This is a genomic window from Oryzihumus leptocrescens (assembly GCF_006716205.1).
Taxonomy (GTDB): domain Bacteria; phylum Actinomycetota; class Actinomycetes; order Actinomycetales; family Dermatophilaceae; genus Oryzihumus; species Oryzihumus leptocrescens.
On sequence record NZ_VFOQ01000001.1, the window covers coordinates 3,341,932 to 3,363,075 of the forward strand.

22 protein-coding genes are annotated in these 21,144 nt (G+C 73.0%); 9 read left to right on the forward strand and 13 right to left on the reverse strand.

Annotated elements, in window-relative coordinates; all coding sequences use genetic code 11:
* Positions 1-45: 45 nt before the first annotated feature.
* Positions 46-804, reverse strand: a complete 759-nt coding sequence (locus FB474_RS15795) for a MerR family transcriptional regulator (protein WP_141789510.1) — start codon at positions 802-804, stop codon at positions 46-48.
* A 61-nt stretch (positions 805-865) separates the two neighbouring features.
* On the opposite strand from FB474_RS15795, the gene FB474_RS15800 reads away from it, so the two are divergent.
* Together FB474_RS15800 and FB474_RS15805 are read left to right on the forward strand one after the other, a co-directional pair.
* Complete coding sequence (locus FB474_RS15800) at positions 866-2,701, forward strand: hypothetical protein (RefSeq protein ID WP_141789511.1); 1,836 nt, start codon at positions 866-868, stop codon at positions 2,699-2,701.
* 21 nt (positions 2,702-2,722) lie between these two features.
* Complete coding sequence (locus tag FB474_RS15805; RefSeq protein ID WP_246092223.1) at positions 2,723-4,135, forward strand: MCE family protein; 1,413 nt, start codon at positions 2,723-2,725, stop codon at positions 4,133-4,135.
* 114 nt (positions 4,136-4,249) lie between these two features.
* On the opposite strand, the gene FB474_RS15810 is transcribed toward FB474_RS15805, so the two are convergent.
* A complete protein-coding gene (locus FB474_RS15810) occupies positions 4,250-5,092 on the reverse strand; it encodes an Fpg/Nei family DNA glycosylase (RefSeq protein ID WP_141789512.1) in 843 nt (280 codons plus the stop codon).
* 3 nt (positions 5,093-5,095) lie between these two features.
* Positions 5,096-6,049 (reverse strand): non-homologous end joining protein Ku, encoded by a 954-nt coding sequence (gene ku, locus FB474_RS15815; protein ID WP_141789513.1) that lies wholly within the window; start codon positions 6,047-6,049, stop codon positions 5,096-5,098.
* Positions 6,050-6,116: 67 nt separating this feature from the next.
* Between ku and ligD (FB474_RS15820) the strand changes: the two genes are divergently transcribed.
* Together ligD (FB474_RS15820) and ligD (FB474_RS15825) are read left to right on the forward strand one after the other, a co-directional pair.
* Positions 6,117-7,052 (forward strand): non-homologous end-joining DNA ligase, encoded by a 936-nt coding sequence (gene ligD, locus FB474_RS15820; protein WP_141789514.1) that lies wholly within the window; start codon positions 6,117-6,119, stop codon positions 7,050-7,052.
* Between the two features lie 3 nt (positions 7,053-7,055).
* Entirely contained in the window at positions 7,056-7,964 is a 909-nt protein-coding gene (gene ligD, locus FB474_RS15825; RefSeq protein WP_141789515.1) for a non-homologous end-joining DNA ligase, read from the forward strand.
* Here ligD (FB474_RS15825) and FB474_RS15830 read toward each other — a convergent pair.
* The 4 genes from FB474_RS15830 to lysS all read right to left on the reverse strand — a co-directional run bounded on the left by FB474_RS15830 (position 7,942) and on the right by lysS (position 10,794).
* On the reverse strand, positions 7,942-8,628 hold the full coding sequence (locus FB474_RS15830) for a (2Fe-2S)-binding protein (protein WP_141789516.1): 687 nt from the start codon (positions 8,626-8,628) through the stop codon (positions 7,942-7,944). The genes ligD (FB474_RS15825) and FB474_RS15830 overlap by 23 nt on opposite strands.
* A gap of 85 nt (positions 8,629-8,713) precedes the next feature.
* Complete coding sequence (locus FB474_RS15835; RefSeq protein ID WP_141789517.1) at positions 8,714-9,049, reverse strand: histone-like nucleoid-structuring protein Lsr2; 336 nt, start codon at positions 9,047-9,049, stop codon at positions 8,714-8,716.
* A 96-nt stretch (positions 9,050-9,145) separates the two neighbouring features.
* Entirely contained in the window at positions 9,146-9,328 is a 183-nt protein-coding gene (locus FB474_RS15840) for a hypothetical protein (protein WP_141789518.1), read from the reverse strand.
* Positions 9,329-9,330: 2 nt separating this feature from the next.
* Positions 9,331-10,794 carry a lysine--tRNA ligase gene (gene lysS / locus FB474_RS15845; protein ID WP_141790044.1) on the reverse strand — a complete coding sequence of 488 codons (1,464 nt, stop codon included), beginning with the start codon at positions 10,792-10,794 and terminating at the stop codon, positions 9,331-9,333.
* Positions 10,795-10,897: 103 nt separating this feature from the next.
* On the opposite strand from lysS, the gene FB474_RS15850 reads away from it, so the two are divergent.
* Both FB474_RS15850 and FB474_RS15855 read left to right on the forward strand, forming a co-directional pair.
* A complete protein-coding gene (locus FB474_RS15850) occupies positions 10,898-11,674 on the forward strand; it encodes a class I SAM-dependent methyltransferase (RefSeq protein ID WP_141789519.1) in 777 nt (258 codons plus the stop codon).
* A gap of 77 nt (positions 11,675-11,751) precedes the next feature.
* The gene (locus tag FB474_RS15855; RefSeq protein WP_141789520.1) at positions 11,752-12,033 is read left to right on the forward strand and encodes a hypothetical protein; all 282 of its coding nucleotides are present in this window, start codon (positions 11,752-11,754) and stop codon (positions 12,031-12,033) included.
* A gap of 20 nt (positions 12,034-12,053) precedes the next feature.
* Here FB474_RS15855 and nadC read toward each other — a convergent pair whose 3' ends face one another.
* From nadC to FB474_RS15880, 5 genes are read right to left on the reverse strand one after another with little or no spacing between them, the layout of a single operon-like run.
* Entirely contained in the window at positions 12,054-12,929 is an 876-nt protein-coding gene (gene nadC, locus FB474_RS15860) for a carboxylating nicotinate-nucleotide diphosphorylase (RefSeq protein ID WP_141789521.1), read from the reverse strand.
* On the reverse strand, positions 12,926-14,608 hold the full coding sequence (locus FB474_RS15865) for an L-aspartate oxidase (RefSeq protein WP_141789522.1): 1,683 nt from the start codon (positions 14,606-14,608) through the stop codon (positions 12,926-12,928). The genes nadC and FB474_RS15865 overlap by 4 nt, the downstream gene beginning before the upstream one ends.
* The gene (panD, locus tag FB474_RS15870; protein WP_141789523.1) at positions 14,605-15,027 is read right to left on the reverse strand and encodes an aspartate 1-decarboxylase; all 423 of its coding nucleotides are present in this window, start codon (positions 15,025-15,027) and stop codon (positions 14,605-14,607) included. The genes FB474_RS15865 and panD overlap by 4 nt, the downstream gene beginning before the upstream one ends.
* 14 nt (positions 15,028-15,041) lie before the next feature.
* Positions 15,042-15,965, reverse strand: a complete 924-nt coding sequence (gene panC / locus FB474_RS15875; protein ID WP_141789524.1) for a pantoate--beta-alanine ligase — start codon at positions 15,963-15,965, stop codon at positions 15,042-15,044.
* Positions 15,962-16,861, reverse strand: coding sequence for a Rossmann-like and DUF2520 domain-containing protein (locus FB474_RS15880; protein ID WP_141789525.1), 900 nt, complete (start codon positions 16,859-16,861; stop codon positions 15,962-15,964). Before FB474_RS15880 ends, panC begins: the two co-directional genes overlap by 4 nt.
* A gap of 54 nt (positions 16,862-16,915) precedes the next feature.
* Here FB474_RS15880 and FB474_RS15885 point away from each other — a divergent pair, with 54 nt between their 5' ends.
* Complete coding sequence (locus FB474_RS15885) at positions 16,916-17,869, forward strand: SAM-dependent methyltransferase (RefSeq protein ID WP_141790045.1); 954 nt, start codon at positions 16,916-16,918, stop codon at positions 17,867-17,869.
* Here FB474_RS15885 and FB474_RS15890 read toward each other — a convergent pair.
* The gene (locus tag FB474_RS15890; protein ID WP_141789526.1) at positions 17,850-19,061 is read right to left on the reverse strand and encodes a cytochrome P450; all 1,212 of its coding nucleotides are present in this window, start codon (positions 19,059-19,061) and stop codon (positions 17,850-17,852) included. The genes FB474_RS15885 and FB474_RS15890 overlap by 20 nt on opposite strands.
* Positions 19,062-19,156: 95 nt before the next feature.
* Between FB474_RS15890 and FB474_RS15895 the strand changes: the two genes are divergently transcribed.
* Together FB474_RS15895 and FB474_RS15900 are read left to right on the forward strand one after the other, a co-directional pair.
* A complete protein-coding gene (locus FB474_RS15895) occupies positions 19,157-19,738 on the forward strand; it encodes a hypothetical protein (protein ID WP_141789527.1) in 582 nt (193 codons plus the stop codon).
* A 113-nt stretch (positions 19,739-19,851) separates the two neighbouring features.
* Complete coding sequence (locus tag FB474_RS15900) at positions 19,852-21,024, forward strand: NADH-quinone oxidoreductase subunit D (RefSeq protein ID WP_141789528.1); 1,173 nt, start codon at positions 19,852-19,854, stop codon at positions 21,022-21,024.
* The last annotated feature ends 120 nt before the right edge of the window (positions 21,025-21,144 follow it).

Genomic DNA, 21,144 nt, shown 5'->3' on the forward strand with positions numbered 1-21,144 from the left:
CGGGTGATGTGACGTCAGGAATGTAACACGATGAATGTCAGATGATCACCCGGCCGCATGGCCCGCCGCTGCCGCCCCCAGCTCCTCGCCCATGGCGCGCTCGATGGCGCCGCGCATGGCCTCCTGGAACGCCGCGACCAGCGCCTGGCCGGCCAGCGGGATGATCGCCTCGACCTTCTCCTGCATCCGCGGCCACTCCTTGTCGGGCATGCCGGCGGCCATGAAGTCGGCCCAGAGCGTGCTGCGGAACAGCTCGACGAAGGAGTCGGCGACCGCCCCGGCCTCCGAGCGCAGCCCCGGGACCAGGGTGAGCACGTCCTCGACGGGGATGCCGAGCCCGATCACCTCGAGGCCGGCGCGCAGCAGCCCGGCGTTGGGGATGCGCAGGCGGCCGTCCTCGAGCCGCTCGGCGAGCCCCATCTCGATGAGCCGGTCGACCACGGCCGGGTCATGGGGCACCCGCGCCTGGGCCGCAAGCGTCTCGGGCTCGAGGACCTCGGGCTCGCTGTCCCACGGGGACATCAGTGAGTGGTAGAGCCCCAGCGCCTGTGAGCCCGAGGAGGGCGCCGAGGCGAGCAGCCGCTCGGCGGCGGTGAGCGTGTAGCCCTGGTCGAGCATCTCGCGCACCAGGGTCAGCCGGGCCACGTGCTCGGCGCCGTAGTAGCCGGTCCGCCCCACCAGCCGCGGCGGTGGGATGAGCCCACGGGTGCTGTACGCGCGGACGTTGCGGACCGTCATACCGGTCCGGGCGGCGAGCTGGTCGATGGTGAGCTCGCCCTCGCGTGGCCCCTGGCTGACGGTCATCGGCACCCTTCCCTTGACAGTGCTCCATCCTACTTGCAACATCTGTTATGTGACATTCTCGATGTCAGATACCCCAGCCCTCCTCGTGCCGACCGCCGCGGCCCCCGCGCCCGGCGTCGCCGAAGCCTCCCAGGTCGCGGTCGTCGTGGGGGTGGTCGCCGTGGTCTACGCCGCGCTCGCGTGGCTGGTGCTGCGCGAACGCACCGGCCACCGCACCCTGCTCGGGGCGCTCGCCGACCGGGTCGCCGGGCTCGACGGCACGCCCCGCTGGGCGGCCGTCAGCCCGTTCGTGCAGACCGCCGCGATCCTCGCGGCCGGCTTCGGGGTGTGGTGGGACATCTCGTTCCACATCGACCACGGCCGCGACCAGGGCCCCTTCGGCACCCCGGCGCACTACCCGATCTTCTTCGGCCTGCTCGGCGTCATGGCCTCCGGCGTCATCACCTGCGCGCTCGCCGCCAAGCCGGTTCCGGCCGGCTCGCTGCGGCTGCGTCCCGGCTGGCGGCTCCCGCTCAGCGGGGTGTTCGTCGTCGTGTGCGGCACGTTCTCCCTCATCGGCTTCCCGCTCGATGACACGTGGCACCGCATCTTCGGCGAGGACGTCACGCTGTGGGGGCCCACCCACATCCTCATGATCGGCGGCGCCGTCATCGCGCTGTTCGCGCTGTTCCTGCTGCGTGCCGAAGCGGTGCAGGTCAGCGGGCCGCGGCGGCGCTACGTCTTCCTCGACATCGTCACCGGCGGCGCGCTGCTCATCGCCTTCGAGCTGTTCGCCACCGAGTTCGACTACGGCGTGCCGCAGTTCCCGCTGCTCAACCAGCCGTTGCTGCTCGTGCTCGGCACCGTGCTGCCGCTGGTGCTGACCCGCGCCCGTCGCGGTCCGGGCAGTGCGCTCGGCTCACTCCTGGTCTACCTCGTCGTCCGCGGCTCCATCACCGCCCTCGTCGCCGGCCCGCTGGACCGGGTGATGCCGCACTTCCCGCCGTACGTCGTCGAGGCCCTCCTCGTCGAGGGCGTCGCGCTCGTGGTGGGCACCAGCCGGCGGTTCCGCTTCGGCACCGTCACGGGGGTGGTCGTCGGCGTCCTCGGGGTGCTCGCGGAGTACGGCTGGTCGCATGTCTGGATGCCCATCCCGTGGCCGGGCTCGCTGCTGCCCCCGGCGCTGGGCCTGGGCGTCGTCATGGGCGTCGGCGCGGGGCTGGTCGCCGCCTGGGTCGCCACCCGCCTCGACGACGTGGCCGGGACGGGCACGGAGGGTGCTCCGCCGGTGCGCCGCGGCCACCTGCTCGCCGCGGTCGGGCTCGCCGCGGTCCTCGTGCCCCTGGCCGTCGCGGTGCCGCGCGGCGCCACTCCCGACGTGCGCGCCCAGGTCGACCTGGCACCCCGGGCCGGCTCGTCGCGGTCGGCCGTGGCCACGGTGCACCTGCAGCCGGCGGACGCCGCCGACCACGCGACGTGGTTCATCGCCACGTCCTTCCAGGGCGGCCACACGCACATCGCGCCCATGGTGCGCGTGTCCGAGGGCGTCTGGCGGACGCCGTTCCCGGTCCGCCTGGACGGCCGGTTCAAGAGCACCCTCCGCCTGCATCGCGGCCTGCACGACATGCTGTCGCTCCCCGTGCACATGCCGGCCGACCCGCAGATCGGCAAGCCCGAGATCCGGGTGTCCAGCGGCTCACAGGCGGCGTTCGTCGACGACGAGCAGGTGCTGCGCCGCGAGGAGCGCACCGACCTCCCGGGCTGGTACTGGACCGCAGGCTACGGCGTGCTCGGGCTGGTCTCGGCGCTCGAGCTGGGCATCCTCGCCTGGCTGCTCACCCGTGCGGGCGCCGCGGCCCGGGCCGCAAGGCGACCGGCCGGCATACCCTCCGGGCGGGTGCCGTCGTTGACCCGCTGACACCGGCGACAGGGAGCGGGCATGCAGGGGACACGGGCCGCACGGTGGGGGCAGCCTGCCGCAGGAGTGGCGTTCATCCTCGTCGTCACGCTGCTGCTCGGGGCGTCGGTGGCGGCCTACCAGCAGCGGTTCACCCCCGCCGTCATGGTGACCCTGCGGGCCGACCGGGCCGGCAGCCAGCTGAGCGACCACTCCGACGTCAAGCTGCGCGGCCTGCTGGTGGGCCAGGTCCGCCGCGTCACCAGCACCGGTGACGGCGCGGTCCTGACCCTGGCGCTCGACCCGGACCAGGCCGGGCAGGTGCCGGCCGATGTGCACGCGCGGCTGCTGCCCAAGACCCTGTTCGGCGAGCGCTACGTCGAGCTGGTCCCGCCCGCCGGCCCGGCCGGGCGCCCGATCCGCGAGGGCGACACCATCGGGCAGGACCGCAGCAGCGTGGCGATCGAGCTCGAGCGGGCCTTCGACGACCTGCTGCCGCTGCTGCGCACGGTGCGGCCCGAGCGCCTCGCCGCGACGCTGAACGCCCTGGCCACCGGGCTGGAGGGCCGCGGTACCCAGCTCGGCACCGACCTGGTCGCGGCCGACCGCTACCTGCGGGCGCTCAACCCGTCGATGCCCACGATCCAGGCGGACATCAGCGCCTTCGCCGACGTGGCCTCCACCTACGCCGATGCCGCCCCGGACCTGGTGCGGATGCTGCACTCCCTGGTCACCACCAATGCCACGCTGGTGCAGAAGAAGGACGCCCTCGCCGGGTTCCTCGCCGGCACGGCGGGTTTCGCCGACACGGCCACCGGGTTCCTGCAGGCGAACGGGGACCGGATCATCCAGGTCGGCCGGGTCGGGGAGCCCACCCTGACGACGCTGGCCCGCTACTCCCCCGAGTACCCGTGCATGGCCCAGGCGCTGACCACGTGGACGCCCCGGATCAGCCAGGCGTTCTCCCAGCACACCTTCCACATCACGCTGGAGGTGGTGACCCCGCGCGAGGCCTACCGTCCCGGCGAGGAGCCGGCCTGGGGGCCGATGCCGCCGGGGTGCAGCCTGCTCCCCTGCCCGCCCAGCAGCCAGGCCGAGCCGTTGCCGAGCAAGCACTTCCCCGACGGCACGCAGAACCTCTACGGCTACAGCTCCGACCCGGTCGGGGACTACAAGCGCAGCCACCCCGACTGGCGCCGGCAGTTCGCCGAGCTGGCGCGGCACTGCGGCCAGCCCGGCTACGCCCCGCCAGGGATGAGCTTCGGGCAGCCCTCGACCACCCCGGCCCAGAGCGGGTTCCCCACCGTCGGCCTGGCGCAGGCCGACTCCGGCATGGCCGGCACGCGGGCCGAGCAGGAGGTCGTCCAGGCGCTGCTCGGCGACAGCTCACCCAGCGCGGTCACCACCCTGCTGGCCGGGCCGGTCCTGCGCGGCACGACGGTCAGCCAGGACTGAGCGGTATGCCGGGTTCCCGCCTCCTCGGGAGAACGCGACGATCGTCGCGGCAGTTTCGACGCGTTTCCGGGCCGAAAGCCGCGCGACGATCGTCCCGCCGTCGCCTGCGACGGGTCAGCGGCGGCGCTGGCAGCGCCCGCACCAGAACAGGTTGCGCCCGACCAGGACCTGCGTGCGCACCCGCGAGCCGCAGACCCGGCACGGCTCGCCGGTGCGCTTGTAGACGTTGTAGGACCGCTCCGGGGCAGTGACCCGCTCTCCGCGGGCCAGCTGCGCCAGCGCGGCGTCGACCTGCTCCTGACGGGTGAGGATCTGCCCGGCCGCGACCCCGAGGGGCATCAGCGTGACCAGGTCGTCCCACATCGCCCGCCACGTGGCCGGGCGGATCTCCCGGCCGGGGCGGAACGGGTCCACCCGGTGCCGGAACAGCAGCTCGCACCGGTAGACGTTGCCGACGCCCGCGACGACCGCCTGGTCCATGAGCAGCTCGGCGATCGACCGGGTCGAGCGCGAGATCCGCCGCCACGCCAGGTCGGGATCGGGGTCGGGGCGCAGCGGGTCCGGGCCGAGCCGGGCGTGGACGGCGGCCACCTCGTCGGGGGTGACGACGGCGCACAGGTTCGGGCCGCGCAGGTCGCCGACCCACGCGTCGTTGAGCAGCCGCAGCCGCACCTGACCCTGCACGGGGACGTGCGCGGACGGCATACCGTCGTGGCCGGCGCGGGAGTGCACGGCGAACTTGCCGATCAGGCCGAGGTGGACGTGCAGCCAGGCGTCACCGTCGAACTCGGCGAACAGGTGCTTGCCCCACGCGGTCGCCTCGCGCAGCACCCGGCCGTCGAGCAGCGCGGCGCCGTCCTCGAAGCGGCCCTGCGGGCTGGACGCGCTCACGGTGGTGCCCGCAAAGGCGCGGTCGATGCTCCCTGCCAGGGCGTGCAGGGTGTGTCCTTCGGGCATCGGTCAGCTGGCCGCCTTCTTGCGCGGCTTCTCCTCGGCGCCCTTGCGGGCTGCTGTCTTCTTCGCCGGTGCCCGCTTCGCCGCGGTCTTGGCGGCCGGCGCCTTGCGGGCCGGGGCCTTCTTCGCCGGCTTGCTCGCCGCCTTCTCCTCCGGCTCGGACGCCTCGACCGGCTCGCCCCGGGAGGCCTTGGCCCGCTCGACGCTGCGTTGCAGGGCCGCGAGCAGGTCGACGACCTCGCCGGAGGTGTCCTTGGCCGCCGGCGCCTCCTGCACCTCGCCGCCCTCGAGCTTGGCCTTGACCAGCGCGTCGACCGCCTGCTGGTAGTCGTCCTCGTAGTCGTCGGGGTCGTAGTCACCGGCCAGGGACTCGACGAGCATGTTGGCCATGGCCAGCTCGGCCGGCTTGGCCTCGGTCTCGGCGTCACCGAGCCCGACGAACTCCGGGGAGCGGACCTCGTCCGGCCAGAGCATGGTCTGCATGACGATGACGTCGTCGCGCACCCGCAGCACCGCGATCGTCATGCGGGTGCGGATCGAGACGGTCACGACGGCCATGCGGTCGGAGGCCTTGAGCGCGTCCCGCAGCAGGGCGTAGGGCTTGGTCGCCGTCTTGTCCGGCTCGAGGTAGTAGGAGCGGTCGAGCAGCATCGGGTCGATCTGCTCGACCGGCACGAACTTCTCGACCGCGATCTCCTTGGAGCTGCGCGTCGGCAGGTCGGCCATGTCCTCGTCGGTGAGCACGACGATCTGGCCGTCCTCGGTCTCGTAGCCCTTGGCGATGTCGTCGTAGGACACCTGCTCGCCGTCGAGGCTGCAGATGCGTTGGTACTTGATCCGCCCGCCGTCCTCACGGTGCACCTGGCGGAACTGCACGTCGTGGTTCTCGGTGGCCGAGTAGAGCCGCACGGGCACGTTGACCAGCCCGAACGACACTGCCCCCTTCCAGATGGCTCGCACGCCAGACCTCCTCGTCGCAGGTGGCGAGTTCACACCTGTCTGCTGTCCCTTCGGTCAGGATGGACCCATGCGCCCCATGCTGGCTAGTCAGGGCACGGCCATCCCGGCCGGCCCTTCGTGGGTCCACGAGGTCAAGTGGGACGGCATGCGTGTGCTCGCCGACGTGCACGAGGGCCAGCTGCAGCTCACCTCCCGGACCGGCAAGGACGTCACCGCGACCTTCCCCGAGCTGGCCGGGCTGGCGCTGGAGACCGAGGACGCCCTGCTCGACGGTGAGGTCGTCGCGCTCGAGGGCGGGGTCCCCTCGTTCACCGCGCTGGCCGAGCGGATGCACGTGCAGGACCGGCGCCGGGCCGCGGCGCTGGCCGTGGTCCGGCCGGTCACCTTCATGGTCTTCGACATCCTGCGCCTGTATGGCGTGGACCTCACCTCCCGCACCCTGTCCGAACGCCGCGCCACCCTCGAGCGGGTCGGGCTGGAGGGCGCGCACTGGCGGGTGCCACCGGTCTACGACGACGGGCGGCTGCTGCAGGAGGCCACCCGCGAGAACGGCCTCGAGGGCGTGGTCAGCAAGCGGCTGTCCTCGAAGTACCACGCGGGCCGGCGCAGCTCCGACTGGCTGAAGTTCCCCCACCGCGCAACCGACTCGGTGGTCGTCGGCGGGTGGCGGCCGGAGACGACCAACGCCACGCGGCTGGGCGCGGTCCTCGTCGGGAGGCCGACCTCGACCGGGCTGCGCTACCTGGGCCGTGTCGGGAGCGGGCTCACCGGGCGGGCGGCGGTACAGCTGCTCGACCGGCTGGGATCGATGGGCTCCGACGCCTCGCCGTTCGCCGACGAGGTGCCGCGCATCGACGCCGACGGCACGAGGTGGGTGCGCCCGGAGGTCGTCGTGGACGTGACCGCGCTGGGGGCGACGCACGGCGGACGGCTGCGGCAGCCGGCGTACAAGGGGCTGCGGGCGGACCTGACGCCCACGGACCTGCTCGAGACGGAGGGGTGAGGGGTGCCGGAGAAGGAGTCCGTGGCGGTGACCGTCGACGGGCGGCGGCTGCAGGTGAGCAACCTCGACAAGGTGATGTACCCGGCGACGGAGACCACCAAGGGCGAGGTGCTCAACTACTACGCGCGGATCGCCCCGGTGCTGCTGCCGCTGCTGGCCGACCGGCCGGTCACCCGGATCCGCTGGCCGCACGGGGTGGCCGGGCCGTCGTTCTTCGAGAAGAACCTGCCCGGCGGGGCGCCCTCGTGGCTGCGCACGGTCACCGTGTCCTCGTCCGGCTCGCGCGGCGGTGGTGACACGATCCGCTACCCGGTGGTGGAGGACACCGCCGGGCTGACCTACCTGGTCAACCTCGCCTCGCTGGAGCTGCACGTGCCGCAGTGGCGCTTCGACGCCGACGGCCGACCGCTGCCCCCGGACCGGATGGTGATCGACCTCGACCCCGGCTCCCCCGCCGGGCTGCACGAGTGCGCCCGGCTCGCCCTCGACGTGCGCGAGCGGCTGGAGGCGATCGGGCTGCGGTGCGCCCCGGTCACCAGCGGCAGCAAGGGCATGCAGCTGTATGCCCGGCTGCCGGGCGAGCAGGACGCCGACACCATCCGGGAGGTCGCCCGGCAGGTCGCCCAGGACCTGACCAAGCTGCACCCGGACCGGGTGGTGTGGAAGATGACGAAGTCGCTGCGGCCCGGGAAGGTGCTGCTCGACTGGAGCCAGAACACCGCGGCCAAGACGACGATCTGCCCGTGGTCGATGCGTGGCCGGGAGACCCCGACGGTGGCGGCGCCGCGGACGTGGGCCGAGGTGGAGCGGGGTGCGCAGGACCGCGACGCGCTGCGCCAGCTGGACATCGACGAGGTGCTGGCGCGGGTGGCCCGCGACGGCGACGTGTTCAGCGCCCAGCTGGAGGGCTGAGCCGCGGGCACATCGCGCAGGTGCTCGCGCCGGGCAGGGTGAAGATGAAGCAGCACGACTGCCGTCGCTGCGGCTCCGGCGGTGGCGGCGGCAGGCACGCCTCGGCGGCCCGGCGGGAGGCGATCTCCCACGTGTCCTCGACGGCGCCGTGTCGCTGGCGCGAGCTCATCTTCACGCCCGGCCGGTAGCCGTCGACGAAGCGACCGGCGTGGGCGAGGTAGCGCTGCCGGGCCAGGTCCTGCCGCTGCGCCGGGTCGGCGACCAGCAGCAGGTCGCCGGTCGCGAAGGAGGCCGCCTCGGGGTAGTGCTGGTCGGTCTGCAGGTCGAAGCGCACGTTGCCGGGACTGGGGTCGAGCACCCAGGGTCCGAGCGCCGCGGCGAAGGCCACCGGGTTCGCCAGCACGTCGAGGTACCACAGGAGCACGAAGGCCGCCGGCATCGCCGGTGGCGGGTCCTGGCGGTACTGCCGTGCGGTCGTCTCGGCCAGGGCCCGCCGCCACGGGGCCGTGGGGTCCTCGCCCCGGTCCTGGGCGTCGACCACGTCGACGCACGACCACGGCAGCGGGCTCCCGTGCCAGGCGGGGAGGACGTCCATCCAGCCCAGCCGGGACGAGACCAGCGACAGCGCGAGGTCGCGGTCGGCGTCGGTCCCGGCCTGCGTCATGCCCCCGACCCTCTCAGCCCCGGAGACGACGACGGCGCCCGACCCCGGCTGGGGGTCGGGCGCCGCTGTGCGGGGCCGGGTCGGCTCAGGCGTGGGCCTTGTCGTAGGCGGCCTGGATGTCGGCGGAGATCCGACCGCGGTCGCTCACCTTGTGGCCGTTCTTGCGCGCCCACTCGCGGATCGCGGACAGGTCGCGACCACCGCGGCTGCCGCCGCCGCGGCGCGCCGTCGAGGTGGACTTGCGGCCGCCGGCCCGGCGGGCGTGACCGATCCACGACGCGAGGTCGTCGCGGAGCTTGCTGGCGTTGGCCTCGGACAGGTCGATCTCGTAGGAGACGCCGTCCAGCGCGAAGGACACGGTCTCGGCGGCCTCGCCGCCGTCAATGTCATCTTCGAGGGTGACCACAACGCGTTGTGCCATGTTTTTCTCCGGAGGGGGTGGAGGAATTGCTGCCATCACGGATGAGTGTAGAAATTCCCGGCTCGTCAATTGACGAACGCACCCTACGTGAGATTGCTACTGAGGTAAATCCTCAGAATGCGGTTTCTTTTCCGGATGTTCCTGCTGCGCTTCCCATTGGGAATGCGCGAGGCGCTCACGCCGGTCTCCCTCGATCATCGCCTTGATGACGAGGTAGAAGAGAAATGCGACGCCGGCGGTCGGCAGCAGGGCGGCAACGGCGAGCCAGAGGGAATGCATGATCACTCCGGCTTCACGGTCGGGAAGAGGATGACCTCACGCATCGGCTTGCCGGTGAGCAGCATGACCAGGCGGTCCACGCCCATGCCGGTGCCGCCCATCGGCGGGGCGCCGTACTCCAGCGCGCGCAGGAAGTCCTCGTCGAGCTGCATGGCCTCGGGGTCACCGCCGGCCGCGAGCAGCGACTGCTGGGTGAGGCGCTCGCGCTGGATGACCGGGTCGACCAGCTCACTGTAGGACGGGGCCAGCTCGATGCCGCCGATGATGAGGTCCCACGCCTCGACCAGGCCCGGCGTGGACCGGTGACCGCGGGCCAGAGGCCGGACCGACTCGGGGTAGTCGCACACGAACGTGGGCTGGATCAGGGTGTGCTCGACGAGCTGCTCGAAGACCTCGAGGATGATCTCGCCGGTGCCCCAGCCGGGTCGCAGCTCGATGTCGCGGGCCTCGGCGAGCTTGCGCACGCGCTGGGCCGAGTCCTCGTCCTCCGCGGCGGAGACCTCCTCGCCCAGGGCGTCGGAGACGGCGTCGACGATGGGCAGCCAGCGCCACTCGCCGGCGAGGTCGACCTCGTTGCCGCGGTAGTCCACGACGGTGGTGCCGACCCCGGCCGCCTTGGCGGCGTTCAGGACCAGCTCACGGGTGAGCTCGGCGGCGGTGAACTGGTCACCATAAGCCTGGTAGAACTCCAGCATCGTGAACTCGGGGCTGTGGGTGGAGTCAATGCCCTCGTTGCGGAAGTTCTTGCCGATTTCGAAGACCCGGTCGACACCGCCGACAACGGCCCTCTTGAGGAAGAGCTCGAGCGCGATCCGCAGCGTCATCGGAATGTCGAACGCATTCAGGTGCGTGTGGAAAGGACGGGCCGCTGCGCCCCCGTGAATGAGCTGTAGCTGCGGCGTCTCGACCTCGATGAAGTCGTGGTTCTCCAGGGTGTGGCGCAGCGAGCTGATCACCCGGGCGCGGGTGCGCACCATGTCGCGCGCCTCCTGGCGCACCAGCAGGTCGGCGTAGCGCTGGCGGACCCGGGACTCCTCGGAGAGCTCCTTGTGCAGGGTCGGCAGCGGGCGCAGGGCCTTGCTGACCATGGTCCAGGAGTCGGCCATGACCGAGATCTCGCCGCGCTTGCTGCAGATGACCCGGCCGTGGGCGAACACGTGGTCACCCAGGTCGACGTCGGACTTCCACGAGGCAAGGGACTCCTCGCCCACCTCGGCGAGGCTGAGCATGACCTGCAGCCGGGTGCCGTCCCCCTCCTGCAGCGTGGCGAAGCAGAGCTTGCCGGTGTTGCGCACGAAGACGACCCGGCCGGCGACGCCGACGAGGTTGTCGGTCTCCTCGCCCGCCTCGAGGTGCTGGTAGCCGGCCCGCACGTCGGCGAGGGTGTGCGTGCGGGGCACGCCCACGGCATACGGCTCCCTGCCCTCGGCGATCAGCCGCGCCCGCTTCTCCTGACGGACGCGCATCTGCTCAGGCACATCGACATCGGGCACGGCGGGGGTGGGGTTCTCGCTCACCCGGCAAGGGTACTCAGTGCGCCTGTGCCCCTTGCGAGGTAGTTTCCGCCGCATGGGCGGGAACAGCACGGACGACGTGTTCAGCCGGCGCCGCACCTCCTTCGGTGCGATCGCTGCGGAGTATGACGCTGTGCGACCCTCGTGGCCCGAGGAGACGGTGCGCTGGATGCTCGGATCCCCTGACCCCGCAACGGAGCTCGCCGTCGTCGACCTCGGTGCGGGCACCGGCAAGGGCAGCCGGGTGCTCGCCCGGATGGGCAACCGGGTCACGGCCGTCGAGCCCGCCGAGGGGATGCTCGGGGCGTTGCGAGGATCACTGCTGGGGCTGGAGCCGGAGGTCGCCGCGCGCGTCGAGCCGCGCGACGGCAGTGCCGAGCACGTGCCCGTCGAGGACGGGTCGGCCGACGCGGTGACGGTATTCCAGGCGTGGCACTGGTTCGACCACGAGGCAGCGTCGCAGGAGTGCGCCCGGGTGCTGCGGCCCGGCGGGTGGCTGTCCATGGCGTGGCACCGCCGTGACGAGTCGGTCGCGTGGCAGGAGGAGCTCTCCGCCCTGGTCGACCGGCACGAGAGCATCGCCGACGACCAGGACTTCCCGGCCTTCCCCGAGGCGTTCGAGCCGGTCGAGCACGAGGTCTTCGGCTGGACGATGCAGCAGAGCCCGGAGGACCTGGCCCGTCATGCGGGCACCTGGTCGTTCGTGGCGATCCGCCCAGACCGCGACGCGGTGCTCGAGCGGGTCCACGACCTCGGCCGCCGCGTCGCCGGCGCCGACGGGATGGTCGAGCTGCCGATGCTCACCGAGTGCTACCGGCTGCGCCACCGCTGACGCAGGGCCGGCCTCGTCCATCCGTGGGGTGTGCCCGCGGCAGGCTGCGACGATCCTCGGGCGTGGAGGTGGTCACCATGGCTGACCAGATCGACCGGGTCGGCGAGCTGCTGCACGAGGCCGCCGAGACCCACCACCGGGTCTACCGGCTCACCGACGGCGACGACGACGACTGGGCCACGTGGTACTCCGACTGGCTGGTGCGGCTCTCGGAGCTTCCGACGCTGCTGGGCCGGGCCCCCGTGCGCAGCGAGCTGACCCAGCAGCTGGTCAGCCTCGACCAGGAGTTCACGGACGCGGTCACCGACCTGCCCTGGGAGCAGTACTACGCCGAGCGCCTCGTCACGCACTTCGGCTGAGCGGCCCCAGCGGCTGGGCGTCAGCCCTCGACGAGGTCCAGCGCGATGTCGACGATCGGTGAGGAGTGCGTCAGCCCGCCGACCGAGAGGTAGTCCACGCCGGTCAGCGCGTAGGTCCGCGCCACGTCGAGGGTCAGCCCGCCGGTCGCCTCGATCTCGACGTCCTCACCCGTGGCCCGCACGGTCTCGACGGTGGCCTGGAGCAGCTCGGGGGTCATGTTGTCGAGCAGCAGGAAGCGCGCCCCGGCCTGCACGGCCTCCAGCGCCTCCTCCAGCGTCGTGGCCTCCACCTGGATGGGCACCTTCGGGTATGCCGTGTGGACCGCAGCGATCGCGGCCGTGAGCGAGCCGGCGGCCAGCTTGTGGTTGTCCTTGATCATCGCCACGTCGTAGAGGCCCATGCGCTTGTTGGTGCCCCCGCCGCAGCGGACGGCGTACTTCTCCAGCGCGCGCAGCAACGGCGTCGTCTTGCGGGTGTCGAGCACGGTCGCGCCGGTGCCCTCGAGCTCGAGCGCCCACAGCCGGGTGTGGGTGGCCACGCCCGAGAGCCGGGACAGCAGGTTGAGCAGGGTCCGCTCGCCGACGAGGATCGCGCGGGTGGAGCCGCGGAGCACCGCGATGACCTCACCGCGGCGCAGCATGTCGCCGTCCTCGTGCACCAGCTCGACGTCGACCTCGGGCAGCCCCAGCCGCTCGGAGACGGCCCGGAAGACGAGCGACACCAGAGGCGCACCGGCGAGGACGCCGTCGCCCCGGGCCACGACGTGGGCGGTGGAGCGCTGGCCGGCCGGGATCGTCGCGGTGCTGGTGACGTCGACGCCGGGGAAGCCCCCGAGGTCCTCCTCCAGCGCCCCGTCGACGATGCTCTGGGCGGCCTTCTCGGGGAATCCGGTCATGCGAGGTCCTGGGGGTCGACGGGGTGGATGGAGGTGGCCACGGAGCCGTCCGGCTCCCGCCACGCGTGGATGTGCGCGCGCCAGTGCTCGTCACGCCGGGGGAAGTCGGAACGGACGTGCCCGCCCCGGGTCTCCTCCCGCATCGCCGCGACGTGGGTGAGCAGCTGGCCGACGTGCAGCAGGTTGGAGGTCTCCCACGAGAGCGGGCCGGGAGCGGCCTGCTCGCCGTCCTCGGCGACCACGGCCAGCGTCTTGGCGGTCTGGGCCAGGCCGTCGCCGGAGCGCACCGCCCCCGAGCCGAGGGTCATCGCGCGCTGGATGTCGGTGCGGCGCGCCGCGGGCACCAGCGCGGCCGGTCCGGACGGCGGCTCGGGCGTGGTGGCGGACAGCTCGCCGCGGGCCAGCCGGCCGGCGACGTCGTCGGCGATGCGGCTCGCGAAGACCAGGCCCTCGAGCAGCGAGTTGGACGCGAGGCGGTTGGCGCCGTGGACGCCGGTGCAGGACACCTCGCCGCAGGCGTAGAGCCCGGCCAGCGTGGTCCGGCCGTGCAGGTCGGTGCGCACGCCGCCGCTGGCGTAGTGCTGGGCCGGGGCCACCGGCAGCAGGTCGGTGACCGGGTCGAAGCCGAGCTCGCGGCAGCGCGCCACGATCGAGGGGAACCGTGCCTCGAGGAACTCCCGCCCGAGGTGCCGGGCGTCGAGGTAGACGTGGTCGGTGCCGGTCAGCGCCATCCGGTCGACGATGGCGCGGGCCACCACGTCGCGCGGGGCCAGGTCGGCCATCTCGTGCACGCCCTGCATGAACCGCACGCCGTCCTCGTCGACGAGGAACGCCCCCTCACCGCGCACCGCCTCGGAGATCAGGGGCTGCTGGCCGCTGGACCCCTCGCCCAGCCAGAGCACGGTCGGGTGGAACTGCACGAACTCCAGGTCGGCGATCACGGCGCCGGCGCGCAGGGCGGCCGCGACGCCGTCGCCGGTGGCCACCGACGGGTTGGTCGTCGCCGACCACACCTGGCCGATGCCGCCGGTGGCCAGCACGACCGCGCGGGCGTGGGCGGCGCCGACGCCGTCGACCTCGCCCTCACCGATGACGTGCAGGGTCACGCCGCAGACGCGGGTGTCCTTGTCCTGCAACAGGTCCACGACCAGGGCGTGCTCGATGACCTGGATGCCGGGGTCGTCGATGACCGCGTGCAGCGCCGCGATGAGCGCCCGCGAGATCTCCCTGCCGGTGGCGTCGCCGCCGGCGTGGGCGATCCGGTCGCGGTGGTGGCCGCCCTCGCGGGTCAGCGAGATCTCCCCGTTGGCGTCCCGGTCGAACTCCGCGCCGAGCGCGACGAGCTCGCGCACCCGGGCGGGGCCCTCATTGACGAGGGTGCGCACGGCCTCGACGTCGCAGACCTCCACACCGGCGACGAGGGTGTCGCGCAGGTGCTCCTCCGGGGAGTCCTTCTCGTCCAGGGCCGCGGCGATGCCGCCCTGCGCCCACAGCGTGGACCCCTCGGACAGCACCGTCTTGGTGACGAGCAGGACCCGGTCCACCCGCTGCCGCAACCGGAGCGCGGCGGTGAGCCCCGCGATACCGGAGCCCACGACGATGACGTCCGCGGACACGGTCCAGCCGGCCTCGGGGGCAACCAGCCGCGACGGTATGCCGCGCGGCAGGGTCGCGCTCACATGGCACCCCGCGCGAGCCCGGAGCTCTCCAGGCCGAAGCCCTCGGGCACCTGGCCCGGGTCGCCGCTGACGTCGACGATCCGGTTGTCGTGGTCGACGAAGACGACCTTGGGCACGAAGCTGCGCGCCTCGGCGTCGTCCATGCCGGCGTAGGCGATGAGGATGACGATGTCGCCGGGCTGGATCAGGTGGGCGGCGGCGCCGTTGATGCAGATGGTGCCCGAGCCGGCCTCGCCCTCGATGACGTAGGTGGTCAGCCGGTTGCCGTTGGTCACGTCGACGATGTCGACGCGCTCACCCGGCAGCAGCCCGGCAGCCTCGAGCAGCAGCCGGTCGACGGTCACGGATCCGACGTAGTTGAGGTCCGCCTGGGTCACCGTGGCCCGGTGGATCTTGGCGTAGAGCATGAAGCGCTGCACGTTGTCGTCCTTGGCTACTCGACGGGGGCTTCGTGGCGTCCGGCGTGCTCGGAGAACACCTGCAGGGCCCCGCCTCCGGGGCCGACGCGGACCGGCATGTTGTCGATGAGGCGGGTCGTGCCGACGCGTCCGGCGACGGCGAGCAGGGCCTCCCCGCGGTACCACTCCGGCACGTCCTCGAGCGTGGTCGGGTGGACCAGCACGAGGTAGTCGATGAGGGCCAGCGGCTCCTTGACCAGCACGGAACGGGCCGCCCGGCGGATCGCCGAGGGGCCCTCCGCGGCCGCGTCGGCGCCGGCCTTGAGCGCCTGCGACAGGCACAGGGCGACCTCGCGGTCCGAGGCGGTGAGGTAGGTGTTGCGGCTGGACATGGCCAGACCATCCTCCTCCCGCACGGTGGGCACCGACACCACGTCGACCGGGAAGTCCAGGTCGCGCACCATCCGGCGGATCAGCAGCAGCTGCTGGGCGTCCTTCTGGCCGAAGTAGGCGCTGCTGGCGCCGGTGAGGTGCAGCAGCTTGCCCACGACGGTGAGGACGCCGTCGAAGTGACCGGGCCGGGCCTGGCCCTCGAGCACCGCACCGAGCGGGCCGGCGGAGATGCGCACGCCCGGGTCGCCTTCGGGGTAGACGACGTCCGGCGTGGGCGCGAAGACGATGTCGACACCCTCGCGGGTGCAGATCTCCATGTCGTCGTCGAAGGTGCGCGGGTAGCGCGAGAGGTCCTCGCGCGGGCCGAACTGCAGCGGGTTGAGGAAGATCGTCACGATGACGTGCTCGGCGCGGGCGCGGGCCTGCTTGATCAGCTGGGCGTGCCCGTGGTGCAGCGCCCCCATCGTCATGACCACGGCCACGTCGCCGGCGGTGAGCGCGGCGCGGGCCTCGGCCAGCTCGTCGCGGGTGCGCGCGACGACGGGCGTGGCGGTCTGGGTGGTCACGGGAGCTCCTTCGGGACGGCAAGGATGTCGAGCAGCGGCTCGGCCGCGGACGCCGTCAGCCGCCCGCTCGCCAGGGCTCGCTCGGCCGTGGCGCGTGCGAGGGCGAGGTAGGTCGCGCGGACGTCAGGGGTCTCGTCGGCCAGCTGTCGCAGGTGCGCAGCAACGGTACCGGCATCGCCGCGGGCCACCGGACCGGTGAGAGCGGCGTCACCCAGGCGCAGGGCGTTGTCGAGCGCGGCGTTGAGCAGCGGGGCGATGACCCGGTGCGGGTGCTCGACGCCGGCCGAGCCGAGCACCTGCATCGCCTGCGCGACGAGGGTGACCAGGTGGTTGGCCCCGTGCGCCAGGCCGGCGTGGTAGCGCTCGCGCTGCTCCTCGGCGATCCACACCGGCTCGGCGCCCATCTCCACGACGAGGGCCTCGGCCACCGGGCGCAGGACCTCCGGCGCGGTGATCCCGAAGCAGCAGTCGGTCAGGCGGGTCAGGTCCATCGCGGTGCCGGTGAACGTCATCGCCGGGTGCAGCGCCAGCCCGATGATGTGGTGACCGGCGGCGGGCTCGAAGACCTTGACCCCGTAGCGGCCCGACGTGTGCACGACGATCTGCCCGGCCTGCCACGAGTGGGTCGCGGTGAGCCCGGCGATGAGGTCGGGCAGCGCGTCGTCGGGGACGGTGAGCAGGAGCAGCTCGGCCCGCGCCACCACCTCCTCCACGGGCAGCAGCGGTATGCCGGGCAGCAGCGCTGCGGCGCGCCCCCGGGAGGCGTCGCTCACGCCGGAGGCGGCCACGACCTTGTGCCCGGCCCGCGCCAGGGCCGCCCCCAGGACGGCACCGACCCGGCCGGCGCCGACGACGCCGACCTCCAGGCGTGCGGGACGCTCCTCGGGGGTGCTCACGCACGGAACGCTAGCGCGGCCGCGGGGGGCCGTAGCGTGCTGCCCGTGACATCGATGCCCTGGCAGCAGGCGTGGCAGGCCGCGCTCTACGGCCCCGGCGGCCTCTACCGGCAGCCCGCCGGGCCGGCCGGGCACTTCGCCACGTCGACCCAGGGAGCCCCCGGGCTGGGGCCGGTCCTGGCGGGGGCCCTGGTCCGCTGGATGCGTGAGGAGGGCCTGACGACGTTCGTGGACGTGGGCTGCGGCCGCGGCGAGCTGCTCGCGCACGTGCACGCGCTCGACCCGGCCATGCGCTGCATCGGGCTGGACGTGGTGCCGCGCCCGGAAGACCTGCCGGGGCCGGTGGAGTGGCTGGAGGCCCCGGGAGGTCCCGACCTGCCCGCGTCCCTGGGCGGCCTGGAGGACGCGCTGGTCGTGGCCAACGAGTGGCTCGACGTGGTGCCGTGCCCGGTCGCCGAGGTCGACGTCGCCGGCGTGCTGCGAGAGGTGCTCGTCGACCCCTCCGACGGCTCGGAGGGCCTCGGCCAGGAGCTGCAGGGCCCGGATCTTCACTGGTGCCAACGGTTCTGGCCGCCCGCCGACGCGTCTCCCGGTGATCGCGTGGAGGTCGGCCGGGCACGCGACGAGGCCTGGGAGGCGCTGCTGGGACGGCTGGTGTCAGGCATCGCCGTGGCGGTGGACTACGGCCACGTGAGGGGCGCCCGGCCCGCGGCAGGGACCCTCACCGGGTTCCGCGCCGGGCACCACGTCGTGCCGGTCCCCGACGGGTCGTGCGACATCACCGCCCACGTCGCGATGGACTCCCTGCCCCACGACGAGCTGGTGGACCAGCGGAGCGCGTTGCGCCGCCTGGGCGTTGACGGGTCCCGGCGGCCGGGCTACGAGCTCGCGCGAGCCGACCCCACGGCATACCTGCGGGCGCTCGGCGAGGCGTCAGCCGCTGCCGCGCTGACCGCACGGGGCGGGCTCGGCGACTTCCTGTGGGCGGTCACGCGGGTGCGACGGTGAGGTGCTCGTAGCCGCGCAGCACGAACGTGGGCCGGCGCGCGGAGTCCACGACCTGAAGCCGGCCGAAGCGGCGCAGCAGCGCCCGGGTGCTGACCTGCAGCTCGAGCCGGGCGAGCGGGGCGCCGAGGCAGAAGTGGATCCCGGCACCGAAGGCCAGGTGCGGGTTGGGGTCCCGGTCGGCCCGGAACCGGTCCGGCTCGGCGAAGACCCCCGGGTCGCGGTTGGCGGCACCCAGCAGCGCGGCGACCTTGTCCCCCCTGCCGATCCGGACACCGGAGACCTCGACGTCCTCGGTGGCGGTGCGCTCGAACAGCTGCAGCGGCGAGTCATGGCGCAGCATCTCCTCGACCACGGCGGTGACCGCGGCGTCGTCCTCGAGCCGGCCCAGCACGGCGGTGAGCTCGTCGGGAGCGGCCAGGAGCGAGGCCAGGCCGTTGCCGAAGCCGTTGACGCTGGCCTCGTGACCGGCGTTGAGCAGCAGCACCGCGGTGGCGACGAGCTCGTGGGGTGAGAGCCGGTCCGAGCCGTCGCGGGCCGCGACCAGGTCGCTGAGCAGGTCGGTGCCGGGGTGGCGGGCCCGGTCGTCGGCCAGGGCCTGCACGTAGGCGGCGAACTCGGCCGCGGCCCGCTGCGCGGCCAGCTCGGCCCCGGGGGTGCGCTCGACCTCGTACATCTTCACGATGGCCTGCGACCAGGGACGCAGCAGGTGTCGGTCGGCCTCGGGGAAGCCCAGCAGCTCGGCGATCACCAGCACCGGCAGCGGCTCGGCATACGCGGCCAGGACGTCCACCTGCCCGTCCCGGGCGAGCGCCTCCTCGGCGTCGTCGAGCAGGCCCCCGGCCAGCTGCTCGATCCGCGGGCCGAGCCGCTGCACGTGGCCGCGGCCGAACGCCGAGGCCACCAGCCGGCGCAGGCGGGTCTGCTTGGGCGGCTCGGAGTCGAGGATGGAGTCCGAGTGCAGCCAGTTGAAGGTGTCCCAGTCCTGCTCGGGCTGCCGCGGCACGAAGATCCGGCCCAGCCGCCGGTCGCGCAGCACGGCGTCGCACGCGGCGCGGCTGGTGGCCAGCGCCAGGCCCAGCCCCTCGTGGTGGACGACCGGCGCGACCTCGCGCAGCCGGGCGAAGTGCGGGTAGGGGTCGGCCACGACCGCGCGGTCGGTCAGGTCGAGCACGGTGTCGGCGGACACGGTCATGCGCCGATGGTCCATCAGCCCCCGGGTGGACACCAGCGCGGGGTCAGGAAGGATGTCCGGCACTCCCCCACTCCCGCGAGAGGACCCCTGCGCGCATGCCCACCCCCCGGACCAGCCGGCCGTCCACCCTCACGACCCGCACCCTCCCCCTCGCCGTCGCGGCGCTGCTGACCCTCGGCCTGTCGGCCTGTGGCGGCGCGCCCGCGGCGCAGGAGCCCACCGACGCCGTCACGCCGGCCGCCGCCCCCTCGGCCGTGGACCCGGCGGGCTCGGACGACGCGACCACCGACAGCGGCAACGGCAGCGACGTCGTCGGGCGCAAGTTCGACCTCGGCACCATCGACAGGCTCGAGGACCGCGACGGCGTGCCGGTCGCGGTGCTCGACCGGTTCACCGCCAAGGGCGTGCCGGACTCCGACATCGCCGAGCACGGGCTGGCGATCAAGCCGTTCACGACCCCGCCGTTCGAGAACCTGGGCCGCACGCTCTTCCGCATCCCGGTCTCGCCGGACGCGACGTTCGTCTACCACCACTGCGTCGCGCCGGACCAGCCGGTTCAGAGCCAGTCCTCGGACCTGCACCAGATGTCCTCGCTCGGCGAGCCCGAGGACATCGTGGTCGTCACCCTCGACGAGGAGGGCGTGATGACCCACGCCGAGAACGAGCCGGGCTGCTGAGCCCTCGCTGTCGACACCGACGCGCGCCGGGGGCGCGGAGGTGACCACGCGCCCTGGTGCCGGCCGGCACCAGGGCGCGTCGCGCGATACGGGTGGGCTGGCAGACTGACGCCATGAGCACCCCCGCGAGCCCGCGCGAGCTCACCGTCGGCATGGGCGCCGGTGGTCTGGCCACCGCCGACATGGTGCTCAACATCGGCCCGCAGCACCCGGCCACGCACGGCGTGCTGCGGCTGCGGCTCGTCGTCGACGGCGAGCGGATCGTCAGCGCCGAGCCGATCATCGGCTACATGCACCGCGGCGCGGAGAAGCTGTTCGAGGTGCGCGACTACCGCCAGATCATCGTGCTGGCCAACCGGCACGACTGGCTCTCGGCCTTCGGCAACGAGCTCGGGGTGGTGCTCGCGGCGGAGTCGATGCTCGGCATGGAGGTGCCCGAGCGCGCCACCTGGGCCCGCACCCTGCTGGCCGAGCTGAACCGCGTGCTCAACCACCTGATGTTCCTCGGGTCCTACCCGCTGGAGCTGGGCGCGATCACGCCGATCTTCTACTCCTTCCGCGAGCGGGAGGAGCTGCAGGCCGTCATGGAGGAGGCCTCCGGCGGGCGGATGCACTACATGTTCAACCGGGTCGGCGGCCTCAAGGAGGACCTGCCGGCGGGGTGGCTGGGGCGCGTCGCCTCGGCGATCGCGGCGGTGCGGCGCCGGCTGCCCGACCTCGAGAGCATGCTCGTCGGCAACGAGATCGTCCACGCGCGCGCCCGTGGAGTGGGGGTGCTGTCGCCGGAGACCATTGATGCGTATGGCGTCTCGGGCCCCATCGCGCGGGCGTCCGGCGTCGACATGGACCTCCGGCGGGATGAGCCCTACCTGGCCTACGCCTCGATCTTCGCGCCCGGTGGTCCCGGACGGGTGGTCACGCGCACCGAGGGCGACTGCCTCGCGCGTCTGGAGGTGCTGCTCGAGCAGGTCCACGTCAGCCTCGACATCGCCGAGCACTGCCTCGACGTGCTGGGGTCGCTGCCGCAGGGGCCGGTCAACCAGCGGCTGCCCAAGGTGCTGCGGGTGCCGGAGGGCCAGACCTACGTGCACACCGAGAACCCGTTGGGCTTCAACGGCTACTACCTCGTCTCGCGCGGGGACAAGACGCCGTGGCGGCTCAAGCTGCGGTCGGCGTCGTTCAACAACGTGTCGGTGCTCGGCGAGGTGCTGCCGGGCAACCTCATCGCCGACATGGTCGCCATCCTCGGCTCGATGTTCTTCGTCGTCGGCGACGTCGACAAGTAGCCTGCGCGGGCTCGGGGGTCCCTTCTTCTCGCGCCGAGAGGGACTCTTCTCGGGTTTGAGGTGCCCTCAACCCCGAGAAACGTCCCTCTCGCCGAGCCTCTCTGCCCGCCGAGGGCGTCT

Bases quoted from the DNA above. Each gene is read 5' to 3' on its own strand.
- FB474_RS15900 (WP_141789528.1), top strand. From the start codon at position 19,852: ATGAGCACCCCCGCGAGCCCGCGCGAGCTCACCGTCGGCATGGGCGCC.
- FB474_RS15805 (WP_246092223.1), top strand. From the start codon at position 2,723: ATGCAGGGGACACGGGCCGCACGGTGGGGGCAGCCTGCCGCAGGAGTG.
- ligD (WP_141789514.1), top strand. From the start codon at position 6,117: ATGCGCCCCATGCTGGCTAGTCAGGGCACGGCCATCCCGGCCGGCCCT.
- FB474_RS15830 (WP_141789516.1), bottom strand. From the start codon at position 8,628: ATGACGCAGGCCGGGACCGACGCCGACCGCGACCTCGCGCTGTCGCTG.
- FB474_RS15810 (WP_141789512.1), bottom strand. From the start codon at position 5,092: ATGCCCGAAGGACACACCCTGCACGCCCTGGCAGGGAGCATCGACCGC.
- FB474_RS15800 (WP_141789511.1), top strand. From the start codon at position 866: ATGTCAGATACCCCAGCCCTCCTCGTGCCGACCGCCGCGGCCCCCGCG.
- FB474_RS15840 (WP_141789518.1), bottom strand. From the start codon at position 9,328: ATGCATTCCCTCTGGCTCGCCGTTGCCGCCCTGCTGCCGACCGCCGGC.
- FB474_RS15835 (WP_141789517.1), bottom strand. From the start codon at position 9,049: ATGGCACAACGCGTTGTGGTCACCCTCGAAGATGACATTGACGGCGGC.
- nadC (WP_141789521.1), bottom strand. From the start codon at position 12,929: ATGACCGGATTCCCCGAGAAGGCCGCCCAGAGCATCGTCGACGGGGCG.
- FB474_RS15850 (WP_141789519.1), top strand. From the start codon at position 10,898: ATGGGCGGGAACAGCACGGACGACGTGTTCAGCCGGCGCCGCACCTCC.
- FB474_RS15895 (WP_141789527.1), top strand. From the start codon at position 19,157: ATGCCCACCCCCCGGACCAGCCGGCCGTCCACCCTCACGACCCGCACC.
- lysS (WP_141790044.1), bottom strand. From the start codon at position 10,794: ATGCGCGTCCGTCAGGAGAAGCGGGCGCGGCTGATCGCCGAGGGCAGG.
- FB474_RS15855 (WP_141789520.1), top strand. From the start codon at position 11,752: ATGGCTGACCAGATCGACCGGGTCGGCGAGCTGCTGCACGAGGCCGCC.
- FB474_RS15890 (WP_141789526.1), bottom strand. From the start codon at position 19,061: ATGACCGTGTCCGCCGACACCGTGCTCGACCTGACCGACCGCGCGGTC.
- FB474_RS15795 (WP_141789510.1), bottom strand. From the start codon at position 804: ATGACCGTCAGCCAGGGGCCACGCGAGGGCGAGCTCACCATCGACCAG.
- FB474_RS15885 (WP_141790045.1), top strand. From the start codon at position 16,916: ATGCCCTGGCAGCAGGCGTGGCAGGCCGCGCTCTACGGCCCCGGCGGC.